This window comes from Microcoleus sp. C2D2, assembly GCF_036702495.1.
Lineage (GTDB): Bacteria > Cyanobacteriota > Cyanobacteriia > Cyanobacteriales > Microcoleaceae > Microcoleus.
Map to the genome: position 1 here is coordinate 41,765 of NZ_JAUBTO010000010.1, position 19,312 is coordinate 61,076.

Consider the following 19,312-nt stretch of genomic DNA (forward strand, 5'->3'; position numbering starts at 1 on the left):
AACATAACTCGGTTCTCCTGAGCTAGATTATATATAAACCTGCACAATCTTTTACTCAAATAGGAGAATTTTATGAATCATCCTTTTGATTTAGATCCTGCTGAACTCGAAGCAATGGATTTAGATTTTGGAGAGCCGCTAACTGATGAAGAAGCCACCCACATCCGAGGTGGAAGTCGTGTCACGACTCTGGCTGTAGGTGAAGAAGGTGGGGGTGGCCCGATACAGTGTATCTCAGCTCCCTGTCCGGGAAGTGAAGGAGGAGGAGGATTTCCAGTTTCTCGCCCGCCTGTTTTCGAGCCTCCGGCGACCACTCTGGCTATCGGTGAAGAGGGTGGAGGGTCTTGGACGAAAGCTTGGTGAGAAGGCGGTGGAGGCCCTATTTATTGGTAATCTCATTCCTGCCGACAATTGTAGAGATTCTGCCTAATTCCTGAACTATTCAGATTGTTTGTGTAATGAGGCTTTCAAAAATTCAGCCTCATTCGACAGTTCTTTTTTTATAGATAAAAAGTTGCAACACTCTCAAAACAAGTGATGCGACTTTTCATTTATTTACTTGCATTTTAGCAGATTTTTAATTTTAAATTTTCCCATGAACATTTTAATTCTGGGTAATGATTCAGATGCTCATGCTGCTCATATAAAAGATGCTCTCACCCAAGCCGGTGCAGAAGTAGATTATTTAGATACCTATCTGTTTCCCAGACAGTTACGTCTGTCTTGGCAACCTGATACCCTGGTAGGGTGCTTGACGCTACCCGGAGGTCGCCAGTTGAATTTTCAAGATATTCACAGTGTATTTTGGCGCAATTTTTCCGGTGTTTATGTTCCACCTTTAAAAGATGCAAATCAACAGCAAGTTGCATTTAATGATTCAATGAGTACAGTGCGATCGCTCATGCAAGCTTGTCCGGCTCGCTGGATTAATTCCTGGCAGGCCTACCAATTTCATAAAGAAAAACCCCTACAACTGAGTCTGGCCAAGCAAATAGGAGTTACGATTCCTGCAACTTTAATCAGTAACAATCCAGAGCAAGTTAGAGAATTTGTGGAAGCTCATGAAAAAGCAATTTTTAAGCCTGTTTATGGTGGCGCTCATACCAAGTTGGTGACAGAGGCGCATTTAGAAGCTAATCGGCTGGGCTTGGCTTTGAGTATTTCTCCAATCACAATACAAGAGTATATTCCTGGCACAAACATTCGCAGTTATGCGATCGGTGAATCAGTCTATTCTGCGGAAATTCGCAGTCAAGCTTTGGATTTTCGGGAAGATTTACAGGCTGAGCTAATTCCGATAGATTTGCCTGAATCAGTTAAAAAACAATGTTTGGCAATATTAAAGGCATTTATGCTAGAGTGGACTGCTATTGATTGGCGTCTCAAGCCAACGGGTGAGTATGTATTTTTAGAGGCAAATCCTAGTCCGATGTTTATCCACTTTGAGCGTCAAACTAATTTTCCGATTACACAAAAATTAGTCAATCTCTTAATGTATTAACTGGGATTTAAGAGGCGATCGTAATTTTGCCAATCATCCCCGCCTCTGTATGTCCTGCTACCGTACACCGCAGGTTGTAACTTCCCGATTTCATGGAAACACCCATTCTGCCATAGCGCCCGGTTTAAGTTCCAATTCGTGAATCGCTCCTTTAATTTCCACATTACCAGCTTCAACTTTTTGAGTCCAACTCGCATCAGCAAAGTTTTTGGCAGTGAAATAAGGTTTCTGCGAACTGGGATTTTTTAGCACTAATTTATAGCGTTTTCCCGATTCAAATTCTAGCAGATTGGGAAAAAAATTGAGTTCCCCAGCTTCGTTACCTAAACTAACAGTAATTTCGGTCACTGGTTGGCGAGACAAATCACCGGCCGCCCTAGCAATTGCCGCGGGCATCAAGATTGTCCCCAAACATAAAATCAGTCCCAAAATCACCTTGAGAGCTTGTTGTAACCGCTGGCTGCGGTAGAATTTGCCTAATTGCAAACCGAGTAAATCGATCGTGGCTGTTCTGACTACTGTTAACTGTTAACTGACTAATGACGACTGACGACTGACTAATAACGACTGACTACTGACTACTGACTACTGACTACTGACTGCTGACTACTGACTAATGACTTAATTCGATCGCCAAACTCCATCCCAAGGCCCGCCCCCAACTTCCAAACCTGGCAAAGAACTTTCAGCCTCTAAGATAATTCTAGAACGCTGCTTGCCATTTTTGTCAACATTTCCCCCCAACAATTCTCGCAGTTGCAAGCGCAACTTGCCCTGCGTCGTATCCCGGCAGCAAAAAGCCAGACCTTTTTCTGTAGGAGCTCGCAGATAAGTACCAGGACGGTTTGTAGTGGCAATTAACTCAACTTCAAACTGACTGTTTCTCGCCTGCATTTTCCAGCTTCCCCAAGGTTCAATATTCCAACTAACTTGGGAATTCCAAGGCACAAATTCGTAAAATTTGCCTCGGTAATGCAGACAAATCATTGCTACGGATTCCATCCACCACAGCACGCCCCGCTTGCCGCCGCCAGCAGTTAAAGCTAAATCGCTTTCGCCTTGAAAACAATTGCAATTAACCCAAAACCACTTTTGCGGAAAAGCACCGCCCCAGTTTTTTTCGCTGTAAGCGGGAGCATCTTTAAATTGGTAGCGTTCGCCGTTCCAATCTATCCAGCCCGTGGCTAAACCGTGAGCCATTAAAATTTGCCATCCCGGTTCAAATATGGGTAGAAAAGATACCATTCCCGCCGTGGATTTCTGGAGTTGCTCAGAGTTGCCCCAGCCGTAAACAGGTTGAATTTCGTATTGCCAAAAACAGCGGCTACCGCTTCCCGGATCGTGGAGATAACCTTGATTCAAGGTAGCAGTAGCTTGATAGCCTTCTTCGACGCGGCTGTCGAATACTTGGGGTTCTAAATATTGGGGTTTAATTTGTAAATCTGTTCTGCCCCAATGTCCGAAAGCCAAGCTTTCTCGGTGCGCCCAAAACTTATTTACATCGGGGAATGTGCGGCACAAATAGCTATCTTCGGGACCGAGAATTTGAGCTGCACCGCCACTGTAAGGTTGACCGCCTCTGGGGTCTTCTATTGAATACATGAATGCAAAAGATTGTCCGCGAGCGGGTAATGTTATTCGATAGTACCAGCCTTCAAAAAAGCGGCGGGAACTGCCGTCCCAGTGGTAGTTACTGTGGGGAGTTTCAATAGTTTTGAGTTTTGAGAGTGAATTTGACATAAAATTACCAATAGCAAAAAGAAGAGTCATTAGTCATTAGTCATTAGTTATTAGTTATTAGCTAGTAGTCATTAGTCAGAAGGAAGAAGGAAGAAGGAAGAAGGAAGAAGGAAGAAGGAAGAAGGAAGAAGAAAAACAAGAAACTATGCCCAATTCCCAATTCCCAATTCCCAATTCCCAATAACTAAGGACTACTGACTACTGACTAAGGACTAAGGACTAATGACTACTGACTACTGACTAATCCCATTACCCATATGATAGGTTATTAATTATGTCTTTAGCACTTTGGCGATCGCCCCTAGCTCGCGCGCTCCACCGCAACCGCAGTCTTGCTTTTGCCCGCTACTTGCAACTTGCAACTGTTCGCGCCACCGGGCGTCCGGCTAACCGCACTGTGGTGTTTCGAGGCTTTTTAGCAGATACTAATCAGTTAAAGTTTATTACAGATATTCGCAGTCAAAAGGCAGAGGAAATTAACCTCTATCCTTGGGGGGAAATTTGCTGGTATTTCCCCCAAACTCGCGAACAATTTCGGATTGCTGGACAACTGATTTTGGTAGGGGCAGATTATCCAGAGGCCCAGTTGTGCTCATCGCGCCGCACAGCTTGGCAGGAGCTTTCTGAGGCGGCTCGATCGCAATTTGCTTGGCCGCATCCGGGGGATGACAAAGCCCCGGCTGGCGCTTTTGATTCTGCTGCCCCAGATCCGATCGAGCCGCTGCCTAATTTTTGCTTGCTGTTGTTGGAACCGGAAACGGTGGATTTGTTGGAGTTGCGGGGGGAACCGCAGAACCGATCGCTTTATCGGCGCGACGGGGAGGGAAATTGGTCTGTGCGATCGGTCAATCCTTGAAAAAGAAGTCATTAGTCATAAGTCAGCAGTCATTAGTCAGTAGTCATCAGAAAATTTGGGTAGAAACCCCGTCCTTTTAGGACGGCTTTACTGGTATAATTTGAGTGGTCAATGACCCACCCGTGACGATGGAGACATAAACCCTAACACCAAAGCTTGCAACAATTGCAACGGGGAAGAAAAATCGGTAGACCGGGAAAAGAGGACAGGGCAATGGACAGTCCACCCCTAGAATCAAACAACAAAGATTTTTGTTGGTATTCGACACATAAAACCGCAGGGCTTGCGGGGTTAGTCTGTGGAGCGAGCATAAGACCAAATCTCCTTGAGGGTGGAGGCCGCTGCTAAGAAGCAGAAACCTAAGTTGTGAGGCTTAGGAATCACCGCACCTTCAGGTCGGTGAGTATGTCAACAGTTAACAATTAACATTCACCAATGCCTTATGCCCAATTCCCTATGCCCTATGCCCTATGCCCAATTCAAATTTTAGATGCCCGTGCCGTCGAAAAATTCTTGAATTGCTTTATCTTTTAACTTGCAGCTAGGGGTTGTAATTAGCTGTGTTTTTTCGGCTAAGGCTACATTGCTGGCTTGGTTTAAAGCTTCTGATACTGAGTGGAAATTGTGGGAACTGGGAACAGAAGTTAAGGAGACAGATGCTTGAGGAAGCAAACTTTTTACTTGCTGTTCGAGGGACTCGATGCGATCGAGCAAAGAGCGAATTACCACTGCTTCCGAATCCGGCAAACTGCCGTGTTCTAGGGGATTGACGCGCACTCCCGATCGATAGACGATGCGGCCGGGAATCCCTACAACCGTACAGTCAGATGGTACGTCCCTCAGCACGACGGAACCGGCGCCGATGCGAACGTTGTTGCCAATTAGCAGATTGCCGAGTACCTTGGCGCCGGCACCGACAACTACATTTTCGCCGACGGTAGGGTGACGCTTGCCGCTTTCCTTGCCTGTGCCGCCGAGGGTGACACCTTGGTAAATTAGGGCAAAATCGCCGATAATCGCTGTTTCGCCGATCACAACCCCCATACCGTGGTCGATGAATACGCTTTTGCCGATGGTTGCCCCGGGGTGAATTTCAATTCCGGTCAAAAAGCGAGCAATGTGGGAAATCAAGCGGGGGATGAAGGGAAGTCCCAGCACGTAAAGCCAGTGTGCGAGGCGGTGCAGCACTAGGGCCTGAAGACCGGGGTAGCAAAACAAAACTTCCAGCCAGTTGCGAGCTGCAGGGTCGCGATCGAAAATTATACTGAAGTCAGCTCTAAGGGTCTTTAGCACTTTCAGAGTTACCAATTTTGGTTAAACACGCCACTTTCGATTTTACATTTTACTGGATTGGGGAAGTGTGCGGTCGATCGGGAAATCGGGGAGTGGGAGATTAACAGATTGGCCGATTGGGGGAGATTGGGGCAGTGGCACCGTGCCAGAAGAGGAGATTGGGGGAGAATTTGTTGATATTTTATTTTCCCCATCCCACAGCGCCGCGTTCTATTCCTGTACTGAGATTGTATAGTCAGACTTGACTCCGGGTTCGAGAGTACCGACCCAAATCCTGTAAGACCCTGCTTCCCAGTCTGAATCAACAATGCCAGCATCTTTATTCTGACCTGCATCGTCTCCGCAGCGCACTGCATTACCGGGGCCTTGTACGAGTAAGGTTGTGTCCTTGCCTCGGCTGTTGACTTGGAGTGTGAGTTTTGAAAATTTTTGCTGCAAGACTATGATGTGGTCGGGAGTTGGAGTGGCAAAACCCAAACATTTGTTTTTGTGGCGATCGGCGTTGGCTATGGCAGATAGAGAGTACGATCCCCCTGTGGAACCTCTCAAAACTGCTGTTGGGGACTCAAAACCTGGCGATAAAGTTAAAGTGCCGAAATTTGCTGTTTCTGCTAAAACTGGTAGGGCGACGATCGCGGCGACGATCGCGGCGATCGCACCGTTTTTGAAATTGGCTCCCCGATCGAACAACATGGCAATTCTCCTGGCGTCACAACTTAAAATCAAAACTCTGAATTTACCCATCGGGGCCCCTATCATCCTAACTCTGGAGGAATAATAATTTTTTTTAAATTTGTTCAAAACCTCCAGGCTTCTCTTCCTTATGTCTATCAGGACAATCCCTGTACGATCGCCCTCGCCTGTGCCACTCGGATTTCTGCCACAGGCGAGCGACTCATATCCGAATTTGTACGGTGTCAAGATGATAAATTTGATACTTCTAGCCTTGCTGTTGGCTATCGGTTCCCTATTGACACAGGTTTTGGTATTGTTACCTATAGGTCTAGGCGGCTGGCTCCACTTCCCTAATTGGCTGAGCCTGGCATTGATTGTGCTGGCTATTTCTTGGTGCTTGGGGGATTAGTCAGCAGTCAGCATTCATGAGTTATTAATTATTAGTCAAAAGCTAATTATTAATCATTCCGCTTCCCCCAACGGCCAATGCCCGATCGCCCCCGGTCTGATGATGTATACTTCACAATTGACAATCCGGAGTATAAAATCTAGGATTTGACATCTACCTATAGAATGATGCAACGACAAATTTATTCGATATCAGCATTTCACTCTTCTGACAAAACTCTGGGGGAAACTCCGAAGAAACAGGATCGTCCGATACACCGGGCGCTCGTGTTAATGCTAGTGGCAACCGGTTTGCTGGGCCTGCACGCTAGTCGGCTGGTGGAATTGCAACTGGTACAAGGGAAGCAACACCGGGAACGAGCCGAAAACAATCGCGTTCGCCTAGTGCCAATGCCGGCGAATCGCGGACACATTATCGATCGCAAAGGCAAGCTGCTAGCGGCAAACAATTTAGCTCGATCGGTATATTTGTGGCCGAAAGAACAAACGCCGGAAGAGTGGAAAGTTACAGCAAACAAGTTGAGTCCGCTGGTAAAAATCCCGGCCGAAGAAATTTTACAAAAAATAAAACAAGTCGATCCTCTATCCTACAGACCGGTGCGGATCAAGCAAGCGATGCCGCCAGAGGTGTTTGTGCCACTAGCAGAACAGGTGGGACAAATACGCGGAGTGGAAGTGCGACCAGAAGCGAAGCGCTATTATCCCGAAGCCAGTGTGGCGGCTCATGTTCTCGGATATATTGGCGAAGCTACCGCAGCAGACTTGGAAGCTAACCCGGAATATCCGATGGGGATGATTGTCGGTCAGATGGGCATAGAAGCGAGTTCTAACGAGAAGATTGCGGGAGTGTGGGGCGATCGGCTGATCGAGGTAAATGCCCAAAATCAAGAGTTGCGGCTGATCGGAGAGACACCGCCGACACCGGGTGAGGCGGTGCAGCTAACCATAGACTTGTCCATGCAAAAAGCAGCCGAACAAGCCCTGGGGAACCGCCGGGGAGCAGTAGTGGCCCTGGATGTCAAAACCGGGGCGGTATTAGTTATGGCTAGCCACCCGACTTTTGACCCCAATCTGTTTACGCGAAAAATCACGAAGGATGAGTGGCAAACTCTTCAAGACGCGGAAAATCCATTTTTGAATCGGGCCATGCAAGGCTATCCCCCCGGTAGCACTTTTAAAATTGTGACTTCCGTCGCGGGCCTGGAGTCGGGCAAGTTTTCGCCGGACTCAATTCTCGGTACTTCGTCTTACATTACTGTGGGGGGAATTGATTTTAACGAACACAGCGGCGGTTACGGCAACATCGGCTTTCGGGAGGCCTTGGCTTTCAGCAGCAATACGTTTTTTTATCAAGTGGGGGTTAGTACCGGGCCGGAGCAAATTTCTAAGTGGGGACACCGCTTGGGAATTGGCAAGGATACGGATTTGAATCTTTTGGGGCTAGGCGGTGGCGATCGCGGTCAAGTCCCGACGCCGGCCGAGAAGGAGAAAATATATAAAGAACCTTGGTATGCGGGTGATACGGTAACGATGTCGATCGGGCAGGGGTTGGTGTTGATGACTCCTTTGGAGGCGGCGGTGATGGTGAGTTCGATCGCTAACGGCGGCTATCGCGTGAAGCCCCATCTTTTGACTTCTATGACCGGCACGCCGCAGACTCAACGGGTACATACAGGGATGAAACCTTCAACAATTCAGGTGATTAAGGAAGGACTGATCGCGGTGGTTGCCGAGGGTACGGGACAGGCGATGAATGACGGTTCGATTCCGCTGACGGGGGGCAAAACAGGGACTTCGGAGGTCATCGGACAGAAGGATCACTCTTTGTATGTCGCCTTCGGGCCCGCTGACAAGCCGGAAATTGCGATCGCCGTGGTTGTGGAAAATGGCGGTTTTGGTTCTGTTGCAGCAGCCCCGATCGCCAAAGAGGTTTTTCAAGCTTATTTTGGGAAACAGAAACCGCCAAATTAGTCATTAGTCAGCAGTCATTAGTCAGCAGTCATTAGTCAGCAGTCATTAGTCAGCAGTCATTAGTCAGCAGTTATTAGTCAGCAGTTATTAGTCAGCAGTTATTAGTCAATAGACAGTAGGTTGGGCCGGTGCAACTAAACCCAAACAAAATGTTTGTAGCAATATTTTGGAAAAGTGGTATGACTAATGACTGCTGATAGGTTGTTGGGGCGCGTTTACCTGAATCTTTCGCTGGGATTTTATATTTTGGTGAACCCGCGACAAAATTTAGGATTTGATATGATATCGATTCCGGTTGCACCGTCCGTCATTGTTGACTGTTGACTGTTGACTGTTGACTGATGACTAATGACTGATGACTAATGACTAATGACTAATGGCTAATGACTAATTCAGCCGCATAAATATTGTAGCTTTGCGAATTCCTGTTATTTCTCCGGTACTGGTGACGGTGAGCGATCGCAAGTGGTCGAACAATGGTCTTGCCGAAAGTTCAATTAACCTCAACAGCGGGATTTGTTTTTCCCAAATAGCCCTGCTGGAGGGCCAGTCTACATAAAAATAGCCGTCGTTAGATGGCGGTAGCGGTTCAATGCTGGTTTGAAAATCTTGATTGGCAACTAAAGAGCCTGTTTCTGCTGCTTCTAGTGCTGCGTCCATTGCTTCTACTGAAGTGGTGAAAATTTCGTATTTGCCGACGGTGGCTCGGACTCCTTTTGCCTCGGTTTCGATCGCACTTTTTCTCTTATTTTTTTTACCCAAATTTTGACTCGTTGTCAACTGCGTCCAAGCGGTAATTTTCTGGTTTCTGAGAGTGAAGCTGCCGATGCTGTATTCTTTGCTGCGGGCAATTTCATCGAGTTTGTCGATCGCCTTTTGGGAATCAGCAGATTTTTCGGCGGCAAAAATCCAGTCCGCACTATTTGCCGAATTCGGAAGCAATCCTAAAGCGTATTCTCCTTGTACCCAGTTAAATATATCCTGCTGCAGGTTGACGCCCCACACTTGCTGAATATCTGCGAAGGTGCGATCGACTAATTTTGAGACTTCTGCATTAGTAGACACCGCCGATGATAAATCAGCCCAAAAATTCCTTAAATCGGTGCTGGCGACCGCGAAAGGACTGGCGGAGGGAATGTATTGCAAGGCTTTCACTGGTTCTGAGAGTGTTGGAGAAGCTGTGTTTTCTCGCGATGTCACTAAAGCAGTTTGAGCCAGCAATCCCCGTCGGTTGACTCCGACAGCAACTGCGAGGGAATTAAGAGAAACTTGGGGATTTTGCTCGGTTGCTGACTGCGGGAGATTAACAAATGCTAAAGCTATTCTGCCTTCAGTTAACTGCCCAAAAGCTTTTTGATAGTTAGGACTATTGTTGAGATTTAGGTTGGCTGCTTCAACGTTGTTAATTGCATCTCGAATCACAGTTGGGCTGTTGGCAAATAAAACAAAACTGGGGTTAGTTCCTGAATCTGAACTGCCGCCGATAGCCGCTGTTGCGAAGCTGGGAGGCAAAGTTGTCTTCGGCAGAGAAAGCGGGTTGAAAGGCGAAATCGGAGAGGTTGTTTTGTTGGCTATTGGTACTTGTTTATAATTAATTTGCACGCCTTTATATATTTCCGACTGCACTGTTTTATTCCCACGAGATTGTTTTCGCCAGTAGGAGTCGAGAAATTGTTGGCTGCGATCGACATTTTTGGAGGAAACGGCCAGCAAAAACCCGCTTTGTTTGCCGTTGTTGCTGTCGCCATCGAAATCTATATCTAGGACAGCGAGGGTAATTTCGTCACCTATCCAAGGTTCGATATCTCGCGTGTAATCGAGGCCTGTATTGGCGAGGAGACTTTTTTTGATTTGCTCAAATTCTGCGTGCGATCGACTTCTTTCTTCGGGACTGGCAAAAACTTGCCGCAATGCTTCGAGGCGATCGGGATTTACCAGCATTGAAGCTAACAAAGGTGTTTGTTTCGAGACAAACACAGCCGCAGCCGGAGTAGTTGTCGGCCCGCCAGCGAGCAAATTCAGGGGAGTGTGAGTTGTCAGCCAGTAAAAACCACCTGCACTCAAGCCTAAGAGTGCCAAGACGCCAGCAATGAGGAAAGAAAAGAACGATCGCAGCTTCATACAACAAGGACTAATGACCACAGTCTATTATTAACTAGAGTAGCGCATAACCGTAGCTGTCGGCAGATACTTTTTGTGCGGTTCGCAAAAAAAAAAGGCTAAACTAAAATATTCTCAATATCTAAAACCAAGTAAAATGCTAACAATATCGACGTCCCCCGAACAGCGAGTTTTACTGCAAAATATCAGTTGGCAGTTATATGAAAGCCTGCTAGCAGAACTGGGCAACAAACGTTCCACCAGAATTGCTTATCATCAAGGTCAATTAGAAATTATGGTACCCCTACCGGAACATGAAAATCGCAACAGGCTGATCGATCGCTTAATTGTAACTCTCATAGAAGAACTCAATCTGGAGTACAACCCCTTTGGCTCGATGACGATTAAAAAACGAAAAAAAGCAGCGGGAAAAGAACCAGATTCATGCTATTATATCCAGAACGAACCACTCGTCAGAGGGAGAACCGAATTAGACTTTGCTCAAGATCCGCCGCCCGATTTAGCACTGGAAATTGATATTACCAGCAGTTCCTTAAATCAACTCGATTTATATGCAGATTTAGGCGTACCAGAAATTTGGCGGTACGACGGACGAAGCATCAAGTTTTATCAATTGCAAAATGGCGAATATGCCGAGTGCAATTTTTCCCGGGCTTTCCCAATGCTACCGACTGCAAAAGTTGACGAATTTATCCATCGGTGTCAAACTACAGGCGCAACCGCAGCAGTGCGAGAATTCCGGGAATGGGTGAGAAATCAGTAATTGTGCAGCCTACCACCGCAATCCTCGCGCATCGGAAAAATCTGCATCTAGAATCGCCCCCGCATCGAATGCAGCATCAGTCAAATCAGCCTTCCTAAACGATGTAACCGACAATTTTTCTATTTCTTCAACAGCGATAAAAAAGCCGATCGCAGTTAAGCCAAGAATTACCCCAGAAACCAAAAATAAGACAATTCCCCTGAGAGTATCTCCGCCCAAAAATGTCACAATACCGCTAGCGCCGATCGCAGCAGCAGCCCCAGCCACAGCCCCCGCCACAATTCCAGCCTCGCCCCGAGTCGCAGCAATCGCCGTAGCAGCCGTTCCGGTAACCGCCACAGCCCCCGCATCCGCCCCGCCAATGAGTCCAGTCAAAGCCCCAGCCGTCGTCACTGTCACCGCAGTTACCCCAGCCCTAGCAATCAAATTTTTCACCCGCCTGCGGCTTTGTCCGGTTCTGACACCCTGAAAATTTGCCCCCTTCAAAATCGCCCCGGTGAAATTGCAGCCTCGAATGTCGCAACCGCTGAAATTCGCCCCAGACAAGTCAAGACCTTTAAAAGAACGGTTCCGCAAGTCTTGGTTAGCAAAATTGAGATTTCGAGGTAAAGTCATTCGATTTTAGATTTTAGATTTTAGATTTTAGATTTTAAATTAGCAAACCAAAAGCTTGGGATTTTAGATTTTAGATTATAGATTGTAGATTAACCAAGCACAGGGCATTTAGAATAAAGCCTGTGGTTTATAACGAGTTTCCATGTCTCCCATCTCCGAATCCCCATTTTCCCCCGAACAAATTGCCGCTGAAAGACTCAAACCAGAAGAATATGAAGAAATCGTTCAGCGTCTAGGTCGCCATCCCAATAAAGCTGAATTGGGAATGTTCGGCGTCATGTGGAGCGAACACTGCTGTTACAAAAATTCGCGGCCGCTATTAAAACAGTTTCCCACAGAGGGCGATCGAATTCTCGTCGGACCTGGAGAAAATGCCGGCGTCGTAGACTTGGGAGACGGCTTGCAACTCGCCTTCAAAATTGAATCCCACAACCACCCCTCAGCAGTCGAACCTTTCCAAGGTGCAGCAACAGGTGTCGGCGGGATTCTCCGCGATATCTTCACAATGGGGGCGCGCCCCATCGCACTTTTAAATTCCCTGCGTTTCGGCAACTTAGACGACCCTAAAACTCAGAGATTGTTCAAAGGCGTAGTATCGGGAATTTCCCATTATGGAAATTGCATCGGCGTGCCCACAGTTGGCGGCGAAGTTTACTTCGATCCTGCTTATTCCGGCAACCCGCTAGTTAACGTCATGGCCTTGGGTTTAATGGAAACTCAAGAAATCGTAAAATCCGGGGCATCCGGCATCGGAAATCCCGTGCTTTATGTCGGTTCAACTACCGGGCGAGATGGCATGGGAGGAGCAAGTTTTGCCAGTGCAGAATTGACAGACAAATCAATGGACGATCGCCCCGCTGTCCAAGTAGGAGATCCATTTTTAGAAAAATCCTTAATTGAAGCTTGTTTAGAAGCATTCAAAACAGGTGCAGTCGTCGCCGCCCAAGATATGGGTGCCGCCGGAATTACCTGTTCGACATCAGAAATGGCAGCCAAAGGCGGCGTCGGCATTGAATTCGATTTAGACAAAGTTCCCGTTCGAGAAAGCGGCATGATTCCCTACGAATACCTGCTTTCGGAATCCCAAGAACGGATGTTGTTTGTTGCCCAAAAAGGACGCGAACAGGAATTAATCGATATTTTCCACCGCTGGGGATTGCACGCGGTAGTAGCGGGGACAGTTATCGAAAAGCCGATCGTCCGAATTCTCTTTAAAGGCGAAATCGCTGCCGAAATTACCGCGACTGCTTTGGCAGATAACACGCCAATTTATCACCGAGAATTGTTGACAGAACCGCCAGAATATGCTAGGAAAGCATGGGAATGGACGGCGGATTCCCTGCCAGAATCCACAGTTACAGGTATCGAAGTTCAAGGTAATTTCCAAACTTGGAATCAGATTTTGCTGACGCTTTTAGATACTCCCACTATCGCTTCTAAACGCTGGGTTTATCGCCAATACGACCATCAAGTGCAAAACAATACTGTAGTTTTGCCGGGAGGTGCTGATGCTGCGGTCATCAGATTGCGTCCCCTAGAACCTTGCCAATCTTCCCTTGCTAACGGGCTAGAAGTACACCCCCTTGCTAAGGGGGATCTACAGAGAGAAAATGCTGTTTCTCTAGCTTCCGAAAGCAAACAGGAAGAAGAGGTAATTCCTCTATTTACAAAGGCACAAGGTAGGGAAACTCCAAAACTTTCTCCCCCCCTTAGCAAGGAGGAAGCGCCCCTGGGGATTATTCCCGGAGTTGCTGCAACGGTTGATTGCAATTCTCGTTATGTTTATCTCGATCCTTATGAAGGTGCAAAAGCAGTCGTAGCGGAAGCAGCGAGAAACTTAAGCTGTGTGGGTGCTGAACCTGTCGCAGTTACTGATAATTTGAATTTTGGCAGTCCCGAAAAGCCGATCGGATATTGGCAGTTAGCGTCAGCTTGTCGCGGGATTGCTGATGCTTGTCGGGAGTTGGGAACGCCTGTTACTGGCGGCAATGTGTCTCTTTACAATGAAACGGTTGATGCTGAGGGAAATCCTCAACCAATTTATCCGACTCCGGTAATCGGAATGATCGGGTTAATTCCCGATTTGAAGAAGATTTGCGGCCAAGCTTGGCTAAAGAAAGGTGATTTAATTTATGTGCTGGGAATGGGAGAATCATCCCAAAACTCAGAACTTCCATCTGAAAGCTCAAAAATCGAAACTTTTCCAACTTTGGGAGGTTCGGAATATTTAGCGGCAATTCACGGGATTGTCGCTGGGAAACCCCCAAGGATAGATTTTGAGTTGGAAAGAAAAGTGCAATCGGTTTGTCGCGATGGAATTCGGCAAGGTTGGGTAGGTTCTGCCCATGATTGTGCGGAAGGTGGAATTGCGATCGCCCTCGCGGAATCCTGTATCTCTGCTAAAATGGGTGCAGAAATTCATCTCAGTTTCAATTCGGAAAAGGTCAGCCGCTGGGATGAAATTTTGTTTGGTGAGATGGGCAACTGCATTATAGTTTCAGTCGCACCGAAAAATCAAGAAATTTGGGAGTCTTACCTGCAAGAACATTTGACCCAAATGTGGCAGAAAATTGGTTTAGTTTGCTGTGCTGAATCACCTTTGCGGGTTGTGAGTGCTGACAATCAAGTGTTAATTGAGGTTAGCATGAGTGAGATGGGCGATCGGTTCTATAATGCGATCGAGCGTCGGATTGCATCTGTCTGACAACGTGAAGTTTTGATCCCCCTAAATCCCCCTTAAGAAGGGGGACTTTGAGTGTTCTTCCCCCTTCTTAAGGGGGGCTAGGGGGGATCTCCGGGTTTAAAAACACACCCAAGAACGTAGTGGTGCCTGGAACTGCAATACGGTCTATTGCCGTAGTGCCTATCGTGCCAGGAATTGGGCCGTCCATCGCAGCAGGCACCTCGGTTTTCGCGTGGCGGTAGCTTCGGTTTCTTCCTCGTCCTAGTTTCCACGTAGTAGTGGTAGGGTGCGTCGCATTGAACAATCTACAAATCAAATCGACAATCTCGCAGCGACGCACCGCGAGAGTCAGTCAGGTGCGTCGCCATCTCAAACCTGTAAATTCCATCGAATATCCCACAGCGACGCACCCTACAAAAACTGTTGACCTGCTATCATCAAGATAGACGCATCGTAGGAAAACAACCGATGACACTAACAGAATTACTCCCTACCATTAGAAAACTGTCTGCGATCGATAAACGAGAGTTAATCCGTATTCTTATGGCGGAAGAAGATATCAGTGAGAATATTTTTCCTTTGGAACCTTACAAGACTTACTACTTACCAACTCCTTACGATACTTTTGGTGCTGGTGCAGCTTTGATGCAGGCAATGAATCTGGCTAACAGCGACGAAAAGTGAGTATTATGCGATTTTAATACTCTACCAATCACCCCTCTCAAGATGAGTTTGACAGCTTACCGCGCATTCCCTTGATTCTGCGCCACAATAACCAGGGAGTCGAAGTTGTTGGGTTAGTAGACAGCGGTGCAACAGTGAGTGTATTGCCTTACCAAATAGGAATTCAGCTTGGCTTAGTGTGGGATGACAGCAAAGCCATTATTCGACTGGCCGGTAACGTGGGTAATCAACCAGCGATGCCAGTATTTTTCATGGCTGAAATAGGGGAGTTTGCTCCGGTAAGATTAGTATTTGCTTGGGCAAAAAGTGATAGTGTATCATTGATTCTGGGACAGAAAAATTTTTTCTTAGAATTTGACGTTCACTTTTATCGTTCTCGGCTTGAGTTTGATATTGAGCTGAAGCGTTAAGTTCCACCATAATTTATTGGCACGGTTCACTCCTGTGATACTTATCCTTCAATTCAGTCACAGCCAACTATAGCTACACAATTCATAAATCCCAAAATTTCTATGACAATCCAAGAATTAGAAATACAACTCCTGGCCTTAACGGCGATCGAAAAAGCGGAGGCGAAATGAATAGAAGAGAGAAATTTTTACCTTTTACAAAAATGGGATGCTCGCGATCGCAGGGAAATAATTCTTCACTTTAAAGGATTGCGAAGATAGCCGATTTTGCCGTCAGTGACGACTCGTGCCACTCCACCGTCAAAATTGGCAGCGCGATCGAATTGGGGCGGGATGATTTGGTTGCCAATTTTATCAATATATCCCCACTTGGAGCCAATCCGGATTCGTGCCAGCCCGTCGGCAAAATTTTCAGCGCGATCGAATTGAGGCTTTATGGCGATGAGGCCGATTTTATCGATATAGCCCCACTTGGAGCCAATCCTTACCCGCGCCAGCCCCTCGTTAAAGTCCCCAACCCCTCTAAATCGGAACGGGATGACGATTTTTCCAGTTTTGTCAATATAGGCGTTTTGGTCGCCATTCCACACCTGTGCCAGCCCCTCGCTAAAATTTCCACCCCCCTTAAATTGGGGCCCAATGACAATTTTGCCAGTTTTATCGAGCCAACCCATCTTAGATCCCATCCATATGCGAGCCAGCCCGTCGCTAAAGGAATCCGCCCCGTTAAATTGGGGTGAAATAACGAGATCGCCACTTCGATCGATATAGCCCCATTTGGAGCCAATCGCTACCAGCGCCAGCCCCTCGGCAAAGTTCTCAGCCTCATCGAATTGAGGCGGGATCGCCAGAGAGCCAGTTTTATTGATATAGCCCAATTTGTCGTCCAGTCCTACCCGCGCCCATTCGCCTGCAAACGGCTCAGCCCAATCAAATTGAGGCGGAATGACGCGATCGCCATTTTTATCGATATAGCCCCACTTGGAGCCAATTTTTACCCGTCCCAGCCCGTCGGCGAAGTAATAAGCGTCATCAAATTCGGGCTGTATGGCGATGAGGCCTCTTTTATCAATAAAACCCCACTTGGAGCCAATTTTTACCCGTGCTCGCTCCGAGGCAAAAGCCCCGACTCTTTCAAATTGAGGGTTGATGACAATTTTGCCAGTTTTGTCAATAAAGCCATATTTGGAGCCAATTCTGATGCGTGCTAGCTCCTCGGAAAAAGAATCAGCCTCGTCAAATCGGGGCCCAATGGCAATTTTGCCACTTTTGTCAATAAAGCCGTACTTCGAGCCAACTTTGACCACTGACAAATCGCCTGCAAAGCCCCACAATTCATCGTATTGGGGCTCTATTGCAAAAAGGCTTTGAGGAGGAGCAGGTTGTGCAACAGACAGCGCAGGCGATCGCGCCGAGCCGGGTGGAAAAGGACTCAATAACCAAAGCAGCACAAGCAGGCAGGTTATTGCGGCTAATAATACTAGCGCTCGCCCGCGCAGTGGCGGTTTCGGAGGTGGCGCTTGTATGGGAGAATCCATAATAAATGTATCGCAACCAGAGTCTTAAGAGAGAGATTAGCATATATGCAGCAACAAAGCTCACAGAATCACTCGAATCTGACAAAGCTGGCTGGGATAGGGCTGGAAATTCTGGCAGTAATGGCATTTCTCAGTATCTTGCTATTGTTGAAACTCAATATGAGTGGGAACGAAGTAGATGTCCTGCCTTTAGCAAGACAGTATGCCGACCGTACCTGGATTCCAGGAGACTGGTATCTGAACCAACCACCAGGCTATAGGGTGCTGTTCCAAACTTTGTTTGGCCCGCTGATAGTCAGTTGGGGATTTCTGGCAACTTCTATAACAGGGCGGTTACTCGGCTACGGCTTAATAGCTGCGGGACTGGTATTTATAGCCCGGAAGCTGGGATTGAATTTGCTATTACTGCTGCTGGCTCTTAGCCTGTTTTTTTACCCTCACTATTACCGGGGCCTTGGTAGCTCAATAGAGTTGCTACAAGTCGGCAATATCAATTGGGTTAGTTTGCTTGTTTTGTTGTTGGCGATTGGGCTAATGCTGGCAGGCAAAAAGCTGGGCATCGGGTTGCAGTTCCCTTTACTATTGCTAGCGGTTAGCCTGTTTCTGATAGGAGACAATGGACAAAGTTTGGCTGCTGGCGAATCGCTGGGAGGAGGGCTGGAAACAAAAGTATTTGCCTACGGTTTTGTGTTGTTGGCGATCGGGCTAATGCTGAGAGGACGCAATCGCCCGATGGCTTTGTTGCTGGGGCTAGCAACCTCATTCCACGTTCTTGTAGGCGGCTACACATTTCTGACTGTACTGGCATGGCTAGTCTTAAGACGGAAAACCCGCCTTCTAAATCTTCGGGAATTGGGGTTAATTCTTCTGCTATATCTGGCAGGCAGTGCCTTTGCAATTCAGGCGGTGCTGGATCAGTTGTTGCTTCCCATCCCTAAAGGTGCTTTACTGCCTTCGTTTATATATGTCTTCCTGGCGTTGCCCTTCCACCTAAATCCCCTTTGGTGGTCTTCAGATTCCTGGGTAAATCTCATAGCTTACCTTTTGATATGTGCTTGCAGTGCCAGCGTCATTTGGCTCAATCGGATCGATCGACTCACAGGGGAGTTCTCCGAACACTACGCCGCTCATATTGGACTATTTGAATTCACGCTCATCAGCCTGATTCCGTTCGTGCTGGGGGTGGCGATCGCGCCCTTCGATTCTCAAGGGCGTTTCCTGCAATATTATCCCTTCCGACTGGGTGACCTAATGCTACCCCTTAACGCCTGCCTGTTATTTGCCTGTGCCTTGCAGCTTTCATTCACAGGTAAAAAAGCGCGATGGGTGCTAGCAGTCTGCTGCAGTCTGCTGCTGACTTGGATAGTAATACCGCAGTTGGACATCTTCCAGAGTGACTTTCGCCAGCTAAGTCTATTTCCCAGTGAGCAACAGGGGGTGAACCCTGAAGAGAAAGACCTCTGTTATTGGGTACGCAGCAATACCCCGAAAGATGCGATCGTCGTATCTTCCCCCGTGGAAGTTGGCTGCATTACCTGGCTGGCAGAGCGCCCCATCCCTGCCAAAGCTATAACGCCCCAGAATAAAAAAGCGATACTTGAGTGGTATGAGCGTCTGCGGAACTTAAGTGGTGGCTTTAGAGGGGTGAATCACTTGAGGAATTTTAACAAGCAACTTTCAGAGGGCTACAACCGCTTGACAACCCAACAGGCTGAAGCACTAATGGCTAAATATCAAGCTTCCTATCTGGTTACTGGCATTGAACACCGATTAGAGTTGCCTGTTGCTTACCGCAATCAATCCTATGTTGTCTATAAAAACTCGCTGTCAACTAGCGAACTGTAGGAGATTCTCCTAGGGAGCATTCCGATTTTGTAAATACCTGTGCCAGAGCACAGCATTCGGATTAAGACTTACGCATTGACAAAAAACATTGTCTATGTATTGTAGATCGTACCCTCACTGCTAAGGCTCGCCAAAATATGCTCAGAACTAAAGTGAACAGATTCCTTCACACGCTCTGTTTATGGTATTTCCCTGACCAAAAATAGCTA

The 19,312-nt window shown here is 47.3% G+C and carries 17 protein-coding genes; 10 read left to right on the plus strand and 7 right to left on the minus strand.

All coding sequences use genetic code 11. The annotated features are described in order from the left end of the window. Positions 1 to 72 precede the first annotated feature (72 nt). Together QUB61_RS05735 and QUB61_RS05740 are read left to right on the plus strand one after the other, a co-directional pair. Positions 73 to 363: a hypothetical protein gene (locus QUB61_RS05735; RefSeq protein ID WP_333124796.1), complete on the plus strand. Its 291-nt coding sequence runs from the start codon at positions 73 to 75 to the stop codon at positions 361 to 363. A gap of 232 nt (positions 364 to 595) precedes the next feature. After that, positions 596 to 1,501, plus strand: coding sequence for a hypothetical protein (locus QUB61_RS05740; protein WP_333124799.1), 906 nt, complete (start codon positions 596 to 598; stop codon positions 1,499 to 1,501). A 90-nt stretch (positions 1,502 to 1,591) separates the two neighbouring features. On the opposite strand, the gene QUB61_RS05745 is transcribed toward QUB61_RS05740, so the two are convergent. Both QUB61_RS05745 and QUB61_RS05750 read right to left on the minus strand, forming a co-directional pair. Then, positions 1,592 to 1,987: a biphenyl 2,3-dioxygenase gene (locus QUB61_RS05745; protein WP_333124802.1), complete on the minus strand. Its 396-nt coding sequence runs from the start codon at positions 1,985 to 1,987 to the stop codon at positions 1,592 to 1,594. 135 nt (positions 1,988 to 2,122) lie between these two features. Then, positions 2,123 to 3,241, minus strand: coding sequence for a tocopherol cyclase family protein (locus QUB61_RS05750; protein WP_333124804.1), 1,119 nt, complete (start codon positions 3,239 to 3,241; stop codon positions 2,123 to 2,125). 274 nt (positions 3,242 to 3,515) lie between these two features. On the opposite strand from QUB61_RS05750, the gene QUB61_RS05755 reads away from it, so the two are divergent. Continuing rightward, complete coding sequence (locus tag QUB61_RS05755) at positions 3,516 to 4,097, plus strand: Npun_F5749 family FMN-dependent PPOX-type flavoprotein (RefSeq protein WP_333124806.1); 582 nt, start codon at positions 3,516 to 3,518, stop codon at positions 4,095 to 4,097. A gap of 486 nt (positions 4,098 to 4,583) precedes the next feature. Here the strand turns inward: QUB61_RS05755 and cysE are convergent, their stop codons facing one another. Together cysE and QUB61_RS05765 are read right to left on the minus strand one after the other, a co-directional pair. Continuing rightward, a complete protein-coding gene (gene cysE, locus QUB61_RS05760; protein ID WP_333124809.1) occupies positions 4,584 to 5,390 on the minus strand; it encodes a serine O-acetyltransferase in 807 nt (268 codons plus the stop codon). A 210-nt stretch (positions 5,391 to 5,600) separates the two neighbouring features. After that, positions 5,601 to 6,134 (minus strand): hypothetical protein, encoded by a 534-nt coding sequence (locus QUB61_RS05765; RefSeq protein WP_333124811.1) that lies wholly within the window; start codon positions 6,132 to 6,134, stop codon positions 5,601 to 5,603. 79 nt (positions 6,135 to 6,213) lie between these two features. On the opposite strand from QUB61_RS05765, the gene QUB61_RS05770 reads away from it, so the two are divergent. Then, a complete protein-coding gene (locus QUB61_RS05770) occupies positions 6,214 to 6,474 on the plus strand; it encodes a hypothetical protein (protein ID WP_333124813.1) in 261 nt (86 codons plus the stop codon). A 164-nt stretch (positions 6,475 to 6,638) separates the two neighbouring features. Then, positions 6,639 to 8,444 carry a penicillin-binding protein 2 gene (mrdA, locus tag QUB61_RS05775; RefSeq protein ID WP_333124816.1) on the plus strand — a complete coding sequence of 602 codons (1,806 nt, stop codon included), beginning with the start codon at positions 6,639 to 6,641 and terminating at the stop codon, positions 8,442 to 8,444. 387 nt (positions 8,445 to 8,831) lie between these two features. On the opposite strand, the gene QUB61_RS05780 is transcribed toward mrdA, so the two are convergent. Continuing rightward, entirely contained in the window at positions 8,832 to 10,565 is a 1,734-nt protein-coding gene (locus QUB61_RS05780; protein WP_333124817.1) for a DUF3352 domain-containing protein, read from the minus strand. 136 nt (positions 10,566 to 10,701) lie between these two features. On the opposite strand from QUB61_RS05780, the gene QUB61_RS05785 reads away from it, so the two are divergent. Then, positions 10,702 to 11,328 carry a Uma2 family endonuclease gene (locus tag QUB61_RS05785; protein ID WP_333124819.1) on the plus strand — a complete coding sequence of 209 codons (627 nt, stop codon included), beginning with the start codon at positions 10,702 to 10,704 and terminating at the stop codon, positions 11,326 to 11,328. A gap of 9 nt (positions 11,329 to 11,337) precedes the next feature. On the opposite strand, the gene QUB61_RS05790 is transcribed toward QUB61_RS05785, so the two are convergent. Then, positions 11,338 to 11,943 carry a pentapeptide repeat-containing protein gene (locus QUB61_RS05790; RefSeq protein WP_333124822.1) on the minus strand — a complete coding sequence of 202 codons (606 nt, stop codon included), beginning with the start codon at positions 11,941 to 11,943 and terminating at the stop codon, positions 11,338 to 11,340. Positions 11,944 to 12,085: 142 nt separating this feature from the next. Between QUB61_RS05790 and purL the strand changes: the two genes are divergently transcribed. The 3 genes from purL to QUB61_RS05805 all read left to right on the plus strand — a co-directional run bounded on the left by purL (position 12,086) and on the right by QUB61_RS05805 (position 15,720). After that, positions 12,086 to 14,647, plus strand: coding sequence for a phosphoribosylformylglycinamidine synthase subunit PurL (gene purL, locus QUB61_RS05795; RefSeq protein WP_333124825.1), 2,562 nt, complete (start codon positions 12,086 to 12,088; stop codon positions 14,645 to 14,647). Positions 14,648 to 15,094: 447 nt separating this feature from the next. Beyond that, positions 15,095 to 15,310 carry a hypothetical protein gene (locus QUB61_RS05800; protein ID WP_333106499.1) on the plus strand — a complete coding sequence of 72 codons (216 nt, stop codon included), beginning with the start codon at positions 15,095 to 15,097 and terminating at the stop codon, positions 15,308 to 15,310. A gap of 71 nt (positions 15,311 to 15,381) precedes the next feature. Continuing rightward, on the plus strand, positions 15,382 to 15,720 hold the full coding sequence (locus tag QUB61_RS05805) for a hypothetical protein (protein ID WP_333124827.1): 339 nt from the start codon (positions 15,382 to 15,384) through the stop codon (positions 15,718 to 15,720). Between the two features lie 236 nt (positions 15,721 to 15,956). Here QUB61_RS05805 and QUB61_RS05810 read toward each other — a convergent pair whose 3' ends face one another. Continuing rightward, positions 15,957 to 17,258, minus strand: a complete 1,302-nt coding sequence (locus QUB61_RS05810; RefSeq protein ID WP_333124830.1) for a WG repeat-containing protein — start codon at positions 17,256 to 17,258, stop codon at positions 15,957 to 15,959. Between the two features lie 45 nt (positions 17,259 to 17,303). On the opposite strand from QUB61_RS05810, the gene QUB61_RS05815 reads away from it, so the two are divergent. Next, the gene (locus tag QUB61_RS05815; RefSeq protein ID WP_333124834.1) at positions 17,304 to 19,103 is read left to right on the plus strand and encodes a DUF6798 domain-containing protein; all 1,800 of its coding nucleotides are present in this window, start codon (positions 17,304 to 17,306) and stop codon (positions 19,101 to 19,103) included. The last annotated feature ends 209 nt before the right edge of the window (positions 19,104 to 19,312 follow it).

Excerpts from the sequence above, each read along its gene's own strand:
- QUB61_RS05770 (WP_333124813.1), top strand. The coding sequence starts at position 6,214 with ATGTCTATCAGGACAATCCCTGTACGATCGCCCTCGCCTGTGCCACTC.
- QUB61_RS05765 (WP_333124811.1), bottom strand. The coding sequence starts at position 6,134 with ATGGGTAAATTCAGAGTTTTGATTTTAAGTTGTGACGCCAGGAGAATT.
- QUB61_RS05785 (WP_333124819.1), top strand. The coding sequence starts at position 10,702 with ATGCTAACAATATCGACGTCCCCCGAACAGCGAGTTTTACTGCAAAAT.
- QUB61_RS05750 (WP_333124804.1), bottom strand. The coding sequence starts at position 3,241 with ATGTCAAATTCACTCTCAAAACTCAAAACTATTGAAACTCCCCACAGT.
- QUB61_RS05815 (WP_333124834.1), top strand. The coding sequence starts at position 17,304 with ATGCAGCAACAAAGCTCACAGAATCACTCGAATCTGACAAAGCTGGCT.
- QUB61_RS05780 (WP_333124817.1), bottom strand. The coding sequence starts at position 10,565 with ATGAAGCTGCGATCGTTCTTTTCTTTCCTCATTGCTGGCGTCTTGGCA.
- QUB61_RS05800 (WP_333106499.1), top strand. The coding sequence starts at position 15,095 with ATGACACTAACAGAATTACTCCCTACCATTAGAAAACTGTCTGCGATC.
- purL (WP_333124825.1), top strand. The coding sequence starts at position 12,086 with ATGTCTCCCATCTCCGAATCCCCATTTTCCCCCGAACAAATTGCCGCT.
- QUB61_RS05790 (WP_333124822.1), bottom strand. The coding sequence starts at position 11,943 with ATGACTTTACCTCGAAATCTCAATTTTGCTAACCAAGACTTGCGGAAC.
- mrdA (WP_333124816.1), top strand. The coding sequence starts at position 6,639 with ATGATGCAACGACAAATTTATTCGATATCAGCATTTCACTCTTCTGAC.
- QUB61_RS05810 (WP_333124830.1), bottom strand. The coding sequence starts at position 17,258 with ATGGATTCTCCCATACAAGCGCCACCTCCGAAACCGCCACTGCGCGGG.
- QUB61_RS05755 (WP_333124806.1), top strand. The coding sequence starts at position 3,516 with ATGTCTTTAGCACTTTGGCGATCGCCCCTAGCTCGCGCGCTCCACCGC.
- QUB61_RS05735 (WP_333124796.1), top strand. The coding sequence starts at position 73 with ATGAATCATCCTTTTGATTTAGATCCTGCTGAACTCGAAGCAATGGAT.
- QUB61_RS05740 (WP_333124799.1), top strand. The coding sequence starts at position 596 with ATGAACATTTTAATTCTGGGTAATGATTCAGATGCTCATGCTGCTCAT.